The 15,900-nt window shown below is 32.5% G+C and carries 9 protein-coding genes; all 9 read left to right on the forward strand.

From position 1 onward, the window contains the following. The first annotated feature begins 1 nt into the window (after position 1). The 9 genes from PBN93_RS02155 to PBN93_RS02195 all read left to right on the forward strand — a co-directional run bounded on the left by PBN93_RS02155 (position 2) and on the right by PBN93_RS02195 (position 15,884). Positions 2 to 1,384: a sulfatase-like hydrolase/transferase gene (locus PBN93_RS02155; protein WP_271081325.1), complete on the forward strand. Its 1,383-nt coding sequence runs from the start codon at positions 2 to 4 to the stop codon at positions 1,382 to 1,384. Positions 1,385 to 1,408: 24 nt separating this feature from the next. After that, the gene (locus tag PBN93_RS02160; protein WP_271081326.1) at positions 1,409 to 3,004 is read left to right on the forward strand and encodes a sulfatase family protein; all 1,596 of its coding nucleotides are present in this window, start codon (positions 1,409 to 1,411) and stop codon (positions 3,002 to 3,004) included. Between the two features lie 199 nt (positions 3,005 to 3,203). Beyond that, entirely contained in the window at positions 3,204 to 6,077 is a 2,874-nt protein-coding gene (locus tag PBN93_RS02165) for a glycoside hydrolase family 2 protein (protein ID WP_271081327.1), read from the forward strand. A 46-nt stretch (positions 6,078 to 6,123) separates the two neighbouring features. After that, positions 6,124 to 7,086, forward strand: coding sequence for a hypothetical protein (locus PBN93_RS02170; protein ID WP_077400266.1), 963 nt, complete (start codon positions 6,124 to 6,126; stop codon positions 7,084 to 7,086). A 4-nt stretch (positions 7,087 to 7,090) separates the two neighbouring features. After that, positions 7,091 to 8,908 (forward strand): beta-agarase, encoded by a 1,818-nt coding sequence (locus PBN93_RS02175; RefSeq protein WP_271081328.1) that lies wholly within the window; start codon positions 7,091 to 7,093, stop codon positions 8,906 to 8,908. 3 nt (positions 8,909 to 8,911) lie between these two features. Next, on the forward strand, positions 8,912 to 10,744 hold the full coding sequence (locus tag PBN93_RS02180; protein WP_077400263.1) for an arylsulfatase: 1,833 nt from the start codon (positions 8,912 to 8,914) through the stop codon (positions 10,742 to 10,744). A gap of 1 nt (position 10,745) precedes the next feature. Beyond that, positions 10,746 to 12,389: a sulfatase-like hydrolase/transferase gene (locus PBN93_RS02185; RefSeq protein WP_271081329.1), complete on the forward strand. Its 1,644-nt coding sequence runs from the start codon at positions 10,746 to 10,748 to the stop codon at positions 12,387 to 12,389. Between the two features lie 312 nt (positions 12,390 to 12,701). Further along, positions 12,702 to 14,000 carry a sulfatase-like hydrolase/transferase gene (locus PBN93_RS02190; RefSeq protein ID WP_271081330.1) on the forward strand — a complete coding sequence of 433 codons (1,299 nt, stop codon included), beginning with the start codon at positions 12,702 to 12,704 and terminating at the stop codon, positions 13,998 to 14,000. 42 nt (positions 14,001 to 14,042) lie between these two features. Further along, positions 14,043 to 15,884: a sulfatase-like hydrolase/transferase gene (locus PBN93_RS02195; protein WP_271081331.1), complete on the forward strand. Its 1,842-nt coding sequence runs from the start codon at positions 14,043 to 14,045 to the stop codon at positions 15,882 to 15,884. Positions 15,885 to 15,900: the final 16 nt, after the last annotated feature.

A 15,900-nucleotide genomic window follows, 5' to 3' on the forward strand; every position in this document is an offset into this window, starting at 1 on the left:
AATGAGTAGCCTTAAAAATGTAATACTTGCTTTTTGTTTCTTTTATTTTGCGCAACTAATAACTGCACAAAAACAGCCCAATATTATTGTGGTATTAACAGATGACCAAGGTTGGGCAGATGTTGGTTTTAATGGTGCTACAGATATTCCTACACCAAATTTAGATAGAATAGCTTCTGAAGGTGTAATTTTTTCTAACGGATATGTTTCTCATCCTTATTGCAGCCCGTCTAGAGCTGGATTACTTACCGGAAGGTATCAGGCGCGTTTTGGGCACGACTGTAATATGCCATACAATGGTGAAAATGATGCAACAATTGGTACACCTTTATCTGAAAAACTAATATCTGAAGCATTAAAAGAACAAGGATACAGAACAAGTGCAATTGGCAAATGGCATATAGGAGATCACCCTAATCTGCACCCACCTGCACAAGGTTTTGACCATTGGTTTGGTTTTCCTGGCGGAAGTATGAATTACTGGGGAACAGCCAAAAATAAAATTCAGACTATTTACCGCAACACAAAGCCAGTTGCAGAGGAAGAACTGACCTACTTAACTGATGATTTTACCAATGAAGCCATCAATTTTATTACAAAAAAAAATAAAAAACCATTTTTTATTTACTTGGCATATAATGCACCACACGCACCAGACCACGCTACAAAAAAATATTTAGCGCAAACCAAACATATAGAGTATGCTGGCAGAAGTGTGTATGCTGCTATGGTAAATGCTGTAGATGCTAATATTGGTAAAATAGATTCTACTCTTGCTGCTAATGGTATTAAAGACAATACTATTTTAGTTTTTTTAAGTGATAATGGCGGAAGAATACAACATGCAGATAACAGACCTTACAGAGGTCACAAAGGAATGTTGTTTGAAGGCGGAATAAAAATACCTTTTTTTATCTCATGGCCAAGCAAAATAAAAGAACATAGTAGGTATAAAAAACCTATATCATCATTAGATGTATTTCCTACACTTTTAAATGCCGCTGGTGGTAATGCTGCTATAGAAAAACAATTAGATGGTGTAGATTTAATGCCTTATATACTGAATAAAAATAAAGGTACACCGCACAAGACCCTGTTTTGGAGATCTTCTGGTAATTTTGAATATGCCGTAAGAAAAGGCAAGTACAAATTGTATAAAAGTGCCTGTAAAAATAAAACCCTACTTTTTAATATTGAAGAAGATAATTTAGAGCGATATGATATTGCTACCCAACACCCAGAAATATGTATAGATTTAGAAAAGTCTTATGCCAACTGGGATGCAAAAAACAAGACTCCTGGTTGGTTAGATCCACACGCAGAAAATGTAGTTAAAGAGGATAAAAGATGGAGAAAAACACGAGAAAAATCATTAAAAAAGTAATATTTTAGCCACAAAACCAATTCAATGATACATTTACTTAGAAACAAAAAAAGATATATTTACGTTTCGCTGGCAATTGCAACTAGTATTTTTATAAGCAGCTGTAAAGAAACTAAAAAAGAGGCAGACAATTCTGCTAAAAATAATACAACAATGGAAACCGCCAAACCAAATATTGTTGTTATTTATATGGACGATTTAGGTTACGGAGATATTAGTGCTAATGGTGCTACAGAAATAAGTACTCCTAATATAGACAAACTTGCCAACGATGGCGTTAGGTTTACCAATGGTTATGCAACATCTGCAACCTGTACGCCTAGTAGATATGGCTTACTAACTGGTGTGTACCCTTGGCGTAATAAAGATGCGGCAATTTTACCTGGTACTGCACCACTTATAATTAATACAGAGCAAACTACCATTCCTAAAATGCTTAAAAAACAAGGATACGCTACTGGTATTGTTGGTAAATGGCATTTAGGACTTGGACAAGGAAATGTGAATTGGAATGAACGTGTTTCTCCTGGTCCTAATGAAGTTGGTTTTGATTACTCTTACATTATGGCAGCAACACAAGATCGTGTACCAACAGTTTATATAAAAAACGGACACGTAGATGGTTTAGACCCAAAAGATCCTATAGAAGTAGATTATTCTAAAAATTATGACAACCAACCAACAGGCAAAAACAATCCGGAATTGTTAAGTATGAAATGGCATCATGGACATAATAATAGCATTGTAAATGGTATTCCTAGAATTGGTTTTATGAAAGGTGGTGAAGCTGCCAAATGGAGTGATGTAGATATGGCAGATCATTTTTTAAAAGAAGCTAAGTCATATGTTACAGAGCATAAAAATGAGCCTTTCTTTTTATACTACGCTTTACAACAGCCACACGTACCGCGTACACCACACCCACGCTTTGTAGGCAAATCTGGAATGGGTCCTAGAGGTGATGTAATTTTAGAAGCAGATTGGATTATTGGTGAGTTTATAAAAACATTAGAAGAAGAAAAACTATTAGAAAATACTTTAATTGTATTTACCAGTGATAATGGTCCTGTTTTAAACGATGGCTATTTTGATGATGCTGTAGAAAAATTAGGAAAACATACACCTGCAGGTGGCTTAAGAGGTGGCAAATACAGTTTATTTGATGCTGGCACACGTGTACCTTTTATTACGTATTGGAAAGGAAAAATAAAGCCTGCTGTATCTAATGCTTTGGTTTGCCAAGTAGATTTACTTAGTTCGCTAGCTAAACTAACAGGCAGTAATACTAACACAAATGATAGCAAGCAATTATTAGATGCATTTTTAGGAAAGTCTAACAACGGAAGAAAGCATTTAATTTTAGAAGCTAGCAAAAAAACAGCTTTAAGGAGTGGCGACTGGGTGCTTATTCCGCCTTACCCAGGTAAAGCTATAAATACACAAGTAAACATAGAATTGGGTATAGCTAATGAGTATCAACTTTATAATTTAAAAGAAGATAAACAGCAACAAAACAATTTGGCAAAAACAAACGCCAAAAAGCTATCTGAACTTGTTTCTATATATACACAATTAAGAGGGGAAACTACAGAGGAAATAAAAGAATTAGAATTGAAATAACTTATTACTTTAACCAAAATTTATAAGACCTTGAAAACATAATTCAAGGTCTTTTTTTATACAAACACTTTCCTTTTTAACACTAATAATACCTTAAAAATATGTAATAAACCATATGTTCTATTTTTCAATACATATCTAATTACCAAATAGACCAAGAATAAATAATTTTAATTTCTTATAAACAAAACTCATTATAATGAAAATAAAATTAGCGCTTTTAAGTTTATTTGTTACTGCAATTTGTTTTGCACAACGTAATAATTTACCAGAAGGATTTACTGTTGGTGACAGAACCAAAACAAACTTAAATTTTAACTGGAAATTTCATTTAGGAGATTTACCAAACGCTCCTACTACTATTAATTTTGACGATAGTAATTGGGAAAACGTTTCAGTACCCCATACACCACAATTGGTATCTTATGAGTTAGATAGCGTAAAAGAAACCTGGGTACAAGAAAAGTATTTGCGTGACATTAGTTGGTATCGAAAAAAACTTACGATTGATGCCAATGCTACAGGAAAAATATTTTTAGAGTTTGAGGCCATACACAATGCTACTGAGCTTTGGGTAAATGGTAAAAAAGTTGGCAACTATGCCGTAAACGGTTATGTTCCTTTCCATTTTGATATTACTGACTTTGTAAACTTGGGCAAAGAAAATACTATTGCTGTTAAGGCAGATAATAGTTTTAGTCAGGTAATTGCTCCTGACCCACACAGAACAGATTATGTAAAGTTTGGTGGCTTGTATAGAGATGTTTATTTGGTAACAACCAATAAGTTACACGTTAACTACAACTGGGAAGATTTTAATGCTGGTGTGCATATAACCACCCCAACAGTAAACAAGCATAACGGAACGGTTACCATAAAAACTACCGTAAAAAACGAAAACAATACCGCTAAAAACACAAAGATTATCACCAAAATTATTAATAAAGATGGCGTGGTTGTAAAAAAAATTACTTCTACTAAAACAATAGCGCCTAATAATGTATACACCTTTAGACAATCTGCAACTATAGAAGACAATTACCATTTATGGTCTCCAGATTCTCCCTATTTGTACAGAGCTAATTCTGTTATTTATGATGAAAATAATGCGGTAGATTTTGTAGAAAACAAATTTGGTTTCAGAAAATTTAGCCTAGAAAAAGGTAAAGGGTTTGTTTTAAATGGCGAGCCATTATTTTTAGTTGGTGCTAACCGTCATCAAAACTACCCAAATGTAGGTGATGCTGTTCCTAATTCTTTTCATTACAATGAAGCACTACAATATAAAAAAGCGGGAATGAACATTATTAGAACATCACATTATACACAAGATGATGCTTTTTTAAATGCTTGCGATGAGTTAGGTATTTTGGTTTATGAGGAACCTAGTACTTGGATTTTATGGGGTGATGATGCTTGGTTTTCTAATTTAGAAGCTGCTACAAGAACTATGATACGTAACCACAGAAACCACCCTTCTATTATTGTTTGGGGTGCCGGAATAAATCACAGAGGTCCAGTACCAAGAATGCAAACTGTTGCTAAAGAAGAAGATCCGTTTAGGTTAACAGCATCTGCATCTAGCCCATGGAACGGAGTAAAAAATGAAGGTGTTACAGATGTACACGCAACTATGGATTACCGTAGAACAGAATTTCCTGAGAGTGCTTTTACAATGGTTATGGAGCACGGTAGTACACCAGATTCCGAGGTAAATCAGTTTCATATTTCTAGGTACAAAGGCAATAAAAACAATTTTGCCGCTATAACTTGGTTGGGTGCAGATTACAATCATTTACAACCAGATGTAAATGACGAGCAATGGAAAAGAGATTTTATGACAACTTATGGAGTATTATCTGCTTTTAGAGTTCCTAAACCGGTGTACTACTGGTATCAATCTGAATTGGTAAATAAACCAATGGTACATATTGCAGATGAAACAGCTTCTAAAAACGGAAAAGTTAGAGTTTTTAGCAATTGCCAAGAGGTAGCGCTTTATCACAATGGGAAACTTATTGCAAGGCAAGTTCCAGATAATAGTCTTACCAAACTAAACCTAAACCATCCTTCATTTACATTTAAATATAATTGGAAAAGCGGAACCTTAAAAGCTATAGGTTATACAAATGGAGAAAAAATAACCGAGTTTACAAGGCATAAAGAAGAGAGTCCGTATAGTTTAAAACTAGATTTAAATATTACAAACCAACCTTTTTATGCTGGCGGATCTGATATACGCTTGGTACACGCATCTATTCTAGATAAAAATGGCGAGGTAGTTACTAACACTAAGCAACGCGTAGAGTTTTTTGTATCTGGTGCAGGAGAATTAATAGACAATGGTAAAATAGATGCTAACCCTGCACGCTCTTTTAATGGTGTTGCATCAATTTACATAAAAGGAAAAAATACTCCAGGTAAAATTACAATTACAGCTAAAGCTAAAGGCTTAAAATCTGCTAAAACAAGTATTACAACATCAACCTATAATACAAATGAAATTATAAATAATGCTAATCCTATTTACGATTTTCCTGTAACAAGAGTAGACATTGGAGGCAATAAACAATTGGTACAATTTGATTGGGAAGAATGGACTGGTGATAGCAATAAAAACTTAACCTACAACCTAAAAGATTTTAATGCTACTATAGCGGTTAGTGCTACAGACAACATTAAATGGTTAGGAGATACCGCAATGTTAGGAGATTTAAGCTTTGTAGGCACAGATGGTCTTTATTCAGAAAAAGGAAATTTAAGTCTTAGCATAAATAATTTAAAAGCAGGTAATTATGAAATAGAAACGTTTCACCATACCAGAAGAGGCAACGTTAAAATGACCAATGAAATTGAAGTACAAGTTGTAGATATTAATGGTGCTTTTTCAAGAAAATCTGATGACCACATTGTAGATTATTACCAGAATGATAATACAGGAGAACGTAAACCATTATCTATTACATCTAAGTTTTCTGCAGACGGTAATAGTACAATAACCATCAACTTTAAAAATTTAAACAATGTAGGTGATATGTGGTTAAACGGCTTTGTATTAAAACAAGTAAAATAATGCATTTTTCCAACACCTAATTAACCACCCAACAAACCAAAAAACAATGAAAATAACACTAAAAAAATACTTGTTTTGGCTGTTTTTACTATGTTTTACTAGCATAATAGCACAAGAGCAAAATGAAAAAGTAATTTATATTAAAGAACCAAATACTACTTTGCAAGCTAATACTACATATGAGTTTACTATTGGCTATGTTGCTTTAATTGATAGTGACTTAAGTGTTGAACTTAGTGGTGGACCCTCTAAATTTTATGCTGGCAGCAAGGTAAAAGTAAAAAAAGGTCAGGGTATAAAAAAGCTAACTATTACAACTAATAAAAAACCAACTATAGGCAAAGGCTATAAACTTGTTTTAAGTTTAAGAGATGTAAATGGCAATTGGAAAACTACACGTACAGGGCACGTTATTAGTAACATAGAAATGGTTAAACAAGCTGTTTCATTTTCTAACAATGTAACGTTTTCTCCACTTTTGGCTACTAATATTGTTAGTAATCCAAAATATAATGTACCAGTAAGTTACATTACAAAAGAACCAATATTTATACAAGCTGCAATTTGGGAGGGTGGTAAATGGTTAGCATCATCAGACCGTATAAAGGTATCTGCTGGTAAAGGAGATAAACAGTTAACTATAAATTACAATATACCTTTAGAGGGAAAAAATTACAAGTACTCTGTTTCTTTTGGTAGTCAAGAAGATTTTAGTAATAAAACGTATGTAAGTAAAGAAATATCTGGTCTAAAAATTACCAAACCTCAAAAACAACTTACCATAGTAGAGATTAATGATAAAAGCATTCAGGTATCTTTAAACAAAACAGCTAAAGTTTTAACCTTACCAAGTGCAACTGCATTTAAATACATAAAAATAATAACATTAAAAGGAGAAACAATTTTAGAGGTAAAAGATAGCAAGTCTGTAGCTCTTAACAACTTACCTAAAGGTGGATATTTTGCTATTACAAGCGACAATAATTATTACAAATTTGCAAAATTTTAAACATATGAAAAATAAAATTTTAACGCTTATAAGTATTACACTTTGCTCATTCTGTTTTTCTCAGAACAATAGTGTACAAATAGATTTTACCACCCAAAAGTTTATTGGAGATAAAAGTGAATTAAACCGAGAAAAATACTTTGCAATGCACGCTTCATACAATGACGGTGCTTTGGCAGACGACCCCAATTATTTATTTAACGATTTAGGTATTGAATTTGGAAGAACATTTGCTGGACCTGGACCTTTTTCTAAATATAAAAAAGGAGATTTATCTGTAAATAATGCTACTAAATTAGCCTTAGCAAATGCACAAAGGTTTATAAAAGCACCTTTATTTGATTCACAAAAAACAACAGATTTAATTATTACAGACCACCCTAGAGATGCTTATAAACTAGGAATGGATTTTGAAAAAGCTGCTGCTTTTAACGTAGCATATATTAAAAAAGCATACCCAGTAATGCCTAAATATTATGAGGTAATGAATGAGCCTTTTGTACACGCAAAAGATTTTGTAGATAGTTATGATAAGACTCCTAAAGTAATTTCAGAAATGTCTGAGTTTCATAAAATAGTAGCAGATAAAGTACACGCAGAAATTCCTAATATTATGGTTGGCGGTTATAGTGCTGCTTGGCCAGAATATGACAAAAATAACTTTGCTATTTGGAACACCAGAATGAAGGTTTTTATGGATACCGCTGGAGAAAGCATGCAGTTTTTTGCTACCCATATTTATGATGGTAGAAATGTAGAAGGCGACTTTAATTATAGGTCTGGTAGTAATTCTGAAGCTATTTTAGATTTAATTGAGTCTTATAGTTATCAAAAATGGGGTATTGTAAAACCTCATCTCATATCGGAGTATGGTTACACTGCAAAAGGTTTACAAGGACAACCTTATTCTGCTGCACTAAATGGTATTTGTTTAACATCATACAACAACATATTAATGTCTTTATTAGACAAACCAGACAGGTTGTTAAAAGCTGTACCATTTATTACTGGTAAAGCAACGTGGTTTTATAAAGATAGTAGAAACCCAAATGGTCATCCTTACCCTTGGGTATTACTACGCAAAGGAAAAAATGGAACCTACAAATACACGCACCTTAGAAAATTTTGGCAGCTTTGGAAAGGTGTACAAGGTAAACGTATTTATGCAACATCTAACAATCCAGACATACAAATACACGCGTTTGCAAATAAAAACAAGGGGTATGTTGCTTTAAACAATTTAGCTGATAATGTACAAACTATTAATATAGACTACCTAAACACTAGTAACCAATTGGTAAACAACTTAACTGTAAAAAGGTCTTACAATAATAAAAATGGTATTCCTAAGCTTGTTTTTTTTACAAATGAAAAAGCTGTAAAAGAACTAAGCTTAAAACCTGGCGAAACTATTGTTTTAGATTATGACCTAGCAGATTATACGTTTTCTAATATTATAAAAGAAAACAACTATTATGCAAAAACTTGCTTACAAGAAATAAAAGCTAATGCTCCTATTACTTTTACTGTTAACAATGTAATTTCTACTAATAAAGGAAATGCTACTTTAAAAATGGGACTTGGTAGAGCTCATAATTTATCTAAAAAACCTATTGTTAAAGTAAATGGTATTAAGGTTATTGTACCTAATAATTGGGCAGGTTATGACCAAGCTGGCAGAGAACAGTTTTTTGGGGTAATACCAATACCTGTAGAACTAGATAACATTAAAAACGGAACAAATACTGTAGAGCTCACTTTTCCTGATTCTGGTGGTTATGTAAGTTCTATTATTTTAAATACAGAAAACTTAAAAAAATAAATTATGGTTAGGCACTACAAAACTTATTTTTTAGGTGTTATATGTTTGGCGTTACTAGTTAGCTGTGAGTCTAAAAAACAAACATCAATAGCTAAAAAAAACACCAAACCAAATGTAATTTTAGTAATTACAGATGACCAAGGTTATGGAGATATAGGTGCTCTAGGAAATACAGTTATAAAAACACCTAATATAGATAAGTTGTATTCTGAAAGTTACCACTTAACTAATTTTCATGTTAGTCCTACTTGCGCTCCTACCCGTGCAGCTTTAATGACGGGTAGATACGCAAACAGTACAGGTGTTTGGCATACCGTTGGTGGTTGGTCTTTACTTAGAGAGCAAGAAAAAACTTTGGGTAATATGTTTGAAGAAGCCGGTTACGCTACAGCTGCCTTTGGCAAATGGCATTTGGGAGACAACTATCCGTTTAGGCCGCAGGATAGAGGTTTTTATGAAACAGTAATGCACGGTGGCGGTGGCGTACAACAAACCCCAGATTATTGGAACAACACCTATTTTAACGACACCTACTTTCATAACGGAAAACCAGAAAAATACAATGGCTATTGCACAGACGTTTTTTTTACTGAAGCCATAAATTTTATTCAAAAAAGCAAAGAGAAGCCCTTTTTCTGTTATATAGCACCAAATGCGCCACACGGACCATACAATGTTCCTAAAGCATATTATGATTTGTACAAGGACTTAAACGACTCCATTTTAGCCGATACACAAAAGCGTTTTTATGGAATGATTACTAATATTGATGACAATTTTGGAAAGCTTAGAAAAAAACTTACGGAACTAAAAATAGCAGACAATACCATTTTAATTTTTATGACAGATAATGGTACATCGGCCGGATACTATAATAGAAAAGGAAAAGTTACGGGCTACAACGCAGGTATGCGCGGAACCAAAGGTAGCCAATATGACGGCGGACATAGAGTGCCATTTTTTATACATTGGAAAAATGGTAAAATTAATACCGCTAAAGATATACATACACTTGCTGCACAAATAGACATTTTACCAACATTGGCTGAGTTGTGCAACATAAAATTACCTAAAAACCATTTAGATATAGACGGACAAAGTTTAGTTAGGGTATTAAGCGGAAAAGACTCTTTAAACAATAGACTTTTAATTACCGACTCTCAACGTGTTCAAAACCCAAAAAAATGGAAAAGCTCTGCTGTAATGCAAAACAATTGGCGTTTAATTAACGGTAAAGAGCTGTATGATATTAGCACAGATGTTGGTCAGCAAAACAATATAGCAGCTACCAATAAAGAAAAGGTAGCAGAAATGAGAAGCTTTTACAATAACTGGTGGACACAAGTATCTAAAGACTTTAATAAAGAAATTTATTTTAAAGTTGGCACAACTAAAGAAAACCCAATTACACTAACTGCACACGATACACACGGCAAAGAAACTATGCAACCTTGGAACCAAATACAAATTAGGCAAGGTAAAATTGGTGCTGGTTACTGGAGCGTACATATTTTAGAAGATGGTAATTACCAAGTTGCTTTAAGGAGGTATCCAAAAGAGTCTAACTTACCTATTAACACTTCTACTCCACCAATTACTACTAAAGAAATTGTTGGTTTAGAAAAAGATATTCCAGAAGGTAAAAACTTAAATTATAGTAAAGCTTCTATTGAGTTTAAGGATCAAATAGTATCAGAAATTGATGTAAAAGAGAATGATTTATCAGCAAACTTTAATATCAATTTAAAAGCAGGCAAAACTAAGTTCTATGCAAATTTTATTTCTGATAAAGGAGAAAAGAACGTGGCTTACTACGTGTACATTAAAAAGTTATAAAATGAAAAAATTACTTTTTGTATTTCTAATATATACTGCATTTTGCAAAGCTCAAGATAAACCAAATATTGTATTTATACTTACAGATGATCAATCCTATGATTTGCTTGGTTGTACAGGAAATACAATTGTAAAAACTCCAAATATAGATAAACTAGCAGACAATGGTATATTATTTACTAATGCACACGTTACAAGTGCTATATGTACGCCAAGCAGAATTTCCATTTTATTGAGTCAGTATGAGCGTAAACACGGTGTAAATTTTAATTCTGGTACTAGTGTTTCTAATGTTGCTTGGCAAAACTCATATCCTGTTGTTATGCGTAATAATGGGTATTACACAGGCTGGATTGGCAAAAACCACGCTCCTATTGGTAAAGGTGGTTACCATAGTGGATTAATGGAAAAAAGCTTTGATTATTGGTATGCAGGACACGGACATTTAGGGTTTTACCCTAAAGACAATCACGCTATTTTTAATGACGCCATAGCCTTTACACAACCCGAAGTTATTAATGAAGCAGTAGATGATTTTTTAGACCCTAATGCACGTAAACTAAAAGGTGCATTACACTTTTTAGAAAATAGACCAACAGATAAACCTTTTATGCTTTCTGTAAACTTTAATTTACCACACGGAGCAGGCACAAAGTCTATGAAATTAAAAGATAGTGATGATGACATGTACAAAACCGTGTACAGAGATATAGCTATACCGTTACCTGATAATTATATTGCAAAAAAAGACATTACAACACCTAAATTACCTGCTAGTTTATTGCATACAGAAGATAGGCAAACTGGTTACAATTATGTAAATACACCTACAACAGTTAAAGAGCGTTACATAAGAGAGCTACAAGCAATGACTGGTATAGATAGGCTAATTGGCAACCTACTACAAAAATTAAAAGCTCTTAAGTTAGATAAAAACACCATTATAATATTTACATCAGACCATGGGCTATTTAGTGGGCAACAAGGTCTTGGCGGCAAAGCTCTATGTTATGAGCAAACTACACACGTACCCATAATAGTATACAACCCCAGCGCCAAAAAAAAACTAAAAGGTATTAAGAGTGATGCTTTAGTACAATCTATAGATATTGCCCCTACTATGCTTGCTATGGCAAGTATATCTATACCAAACACCTATCAAGGAAAAAATATAAGTAGTCTAATTAATGGTTCTAAAACCGAGGTTAGAGAATATGTTTTTACAGAAAATTTATGGTCTACACATTTTGGAAATCCTAGATGCGAGTCTGTGCAAACAAAAAACTGGAAATACATTAGGTACTACAAAAACAACAATTTTTCTGCAGCTAAAGAAATAGCATATGCAAAAGAGTTTAACATTCCTGTAAATGAAATGTTGTATAAAATGCATGATCCTAGTATTGCTGTGTATAGAAATTATATAGAGGCTCCTTTGCAAGGAGAACAACCTGTTTATGAAGAATTGTACAATTTAAAAGATGATGCATCAGAGTTACATAATCTAATTCACAAGCCAGCTTATAAATCAATTTTAGAGAACCTTAGAAAACAATGGAGAATTGAAATAGTTGCTGCTAGAGGCTCGGGCAAAACAGAAGTTTATAGGTATACAAATGATATGTACCCAGATGCAAAACATTAAAAAATTATAGGTAACTGGACAACATAAGCCTAAGTATCTTTTTAGATTATTAAAAAATACAAACCACAGGTTCTAAAATTAATTTTTATAGAAGCTTCTTCTTTTAAAAATAAAACTAGTTGGTGATTTTATAAAAAACTCTAAAAAAGATATCATAAACTATAAAACGGTACTGTTTTGTTTAAATCTAGTTGCCTTAACACATATCTGTTAAAACTAAAAATCATTTATGGTAGTATTATAGTAGTTTATTGCCCTTAATACATTTCTCTTAAACTAATTTTATCTACTAATTAAGAAATTAAACTGGTGATGAGAAAATATTTAATATATCTATTATTTTACGTACTAAGCACACTTAGTACTTTTTCACAAACAAATATATTATTTATAGAGTCTGATGACCAAAGCAACCAAGCCATTGGAGCATATGGCAATACGTTTATGGTTACGCCAAATTTAGACAAGCTAGCAGAAGAAGGTACTTCCTTTACTGCTGCATATAATATGGGTTGCTGGTCACCAGCAGTTTGTATTCCTAGCAGAACTATGCTTATGTATGGTAAGTACTTATGGAAATCACAAAAAATAAATAAACAAAATGCTCCCAAATCATTTCCAGAAAAACTACATGATAACGGCTACCACACCTACATAACTGGTAAATGGCACGCAATGGGAAAAAGTGTAAAAAATATTTTTGATGAAACAGGTACTATACAACCAGGACAATTAAAAACGTACAACTCCCCAGGCGGACATATTACAGATATTACTGCTAATGAAGCTATAAACTTTATAAAAAACTACAACAGTAAAAAACCCTTTTTTGCATATGTTGCGTTTAACGCACCACATGTTCCTAGGCAAACAACACAAAATTACTACGATTTATACCCTGCAGACAAGGTTAAATTACCACCTAGTGTTGTAGATAATACACCACTAAACACTAATGTTAAATACCAATATACAAATAACCCCTTAAGTGCAAAAACAATGCAAAAACGTGTACAGCAAAATAATGCAATGGTAACACATATGGATACACGTATAGGAGATATTATTAACACATTAAAAGAAAAAGGAATCTACAATAAAACTATTATTGTTTTTACATCAGACCACGGAATTAACTTTGGTGAAAATGGAGTTGCCGGAAAAGTATGTTTGTATGAACCTAGCGTTACTGCTCCATTAATAATAAAAGCCCCAACTGTAAAACAAAACAATAAAATAACAGCTCGTGTGTACTTGCAAGATGTTGTACCCACCTTATTTAGTTTATTAAAAATTAAAGATAAAGAAACTACAGACTTTAAAAGTTTAATGCCATTACTTATAAATTCTAAAAAAACTAGAGAGTCTATATACCTAGCAATGTTTAATGACCAAAGAAGCATTATTCATAAAAATAATAAATTGATTTTATACCCTAAAACTGGTACTATAGAAATGTATAACTTAAAAAAAGACCCCTGGGAGACTAACAATATTAGCGCTATAAAAAGGAACCAAAAAACTATTAAAGACCTACTAACAAGGCTTAAAAAATGGCAAATTAAAACTGATGACCAAACAGATTTAAGCATATTTTACAACCAGTATTAACATTTAGTTTTCTTAAAAGCAAATTTTTAAAAGCGAATATTTATGAAACATAAAACCTATATACTATTACTATTGTTATGTTTTTGCTCTTACGGTAAAGCACAACAACCTAATATTGTTTGGATTGTTTCTGAAGATAACTCCAAACACTATTTAAAGTTATTTAACAAGCACGGTGTAACTACTCCTAACATAAAAAAACTAGCTAAAAAAGGAATTACTTTTACCAATGCTTTTTCTAATGCTGCTGTTTGTAGTGCTGCAAGATCTAGTATTATTACAGGTGTTTACGGACCAAAATTGGCATCGCATTACCACAGATCCGAAAAAAAAATTGTGCTACCAAATACAGTAAAAATGTTCCCTGAGTATTTACAAAACGCAGGTTACTATACCGCCAATAATGCAAAAGAAGATTATAATATTATTAAAAATAAAGATGTTTGGGACGATTCTTCTAGAAAAGCAAGTTGGAAAAATAGAACTAATAATCAACCATTTTTTTATGTACACAACTTAGGCACTACCCATGAAGGAAGTTTACATTTTACTGAAGAAGAAATGAACTCTCACAAAACCAAAACTAATGTACAATCTGTTTTTGTACAGCCAAACCACCCAAATACACAACTATTTAAGTACACCAATGCATTTTACCGAGACAAAATTGTGGCAATAGATAAAGAGGTAGGTGCTGTTATTAATGCTTTAGAAAAAGACAAGCTGTTAAGCAATACCATTATTTTTTATTACGGAGACCACGGTGGTGTTTTGCCCAACAGTAAAGGGTATTTAAAAGAAACAGGATTACAGGTTCCTTTGGTTGTTTATATACCAGAAAAATATAAAAAAATGTCTCCTTTTACTATAGGTACTTCAACTAATACCTTTGTTAGTTTTATAGATTTTAGCGCTACAGTTTTAAATTTAGCAGGTGTTACAATTCCTAAATCTATAGATGGTTCTGCTTTTTTGGGTAAATCAGTAAAACAAAAAACCATAAACAACAATTCTACTTTTGGTTATGCAGATAGGTTTGATGAAAAGTATGATATGGTTAGAAGCATTAGAGAAAATAACCTAAAGTACATTAGAAATTTTCAGCCTTTTAACATAGATGCTTTAATGAACAACTACAGGTACAAACAACTTGCCTACAAACAATGGAGCACGCTAAACCTACAAAACAAACTTAACCCTACACAGGCTAGTTTTTTTAAGCCCAAGATGGTAGAAGAATTGTATGATGTAGAAAAAGACCCATATGAAACCAATAACTTGGCTAAAAATGCTGCTTACAAGCATAAAATACTAGCTTTTAGGCAAAAGATGAATACTTGGCAAAAAGCTATGCCAGATCTATCATTTTATCCAGAGCATATACTAGTGGAGCAAGCTTTTAAAAATCCGTTAGCTTATGGTAAAAAACATCAAAAAAATATAAATAAGTACATTAAAATAGCTAACCTACAGCTTATACCATTTAAAGACGCTAAAACAAAACTAAAAAAACATTTACTATCCAAAGATTCAACAGCACGTTATTGGGCGTTAATTTCAAGTACAAGTTTTGGTAGCAAAGCAACTAGTTTATCAGACCTAATTAAAAACATAATGCTTACAGATGTAGATATAGTAAATAAAATGAGAGCTGCAGAGTTTTTAGCTATAGCTGCAAAAAAAGACACTTCTAATAATTTAATTCAGCTTTTATATCAATCTAAAAAACCAAAAGAAGCACTTTTAATACTTAATAGCATTGTACTACAAAAAGATTTTTACCAGAAATATACGTTTCCTATTAACCAAAGTAAACTACATACTACTGTAAAAAATAATATGCTAATACAAGAGCGTTTAAAGTACTTACAAAACCAAATATAAAACCTTAAACTAACTA

The sequence above is a fragment of the Cellulophaga omnivescoria genome, from assembly GCF_027915275.1.
In the GTDB taxonomy this organism is placed as follows: Bacteria; Bacteroidota; Bacteroidia; order Flavobacteriales; family Flavobacteriaceae; genus Cellulophaga; species Cellulophaga omnivescoria.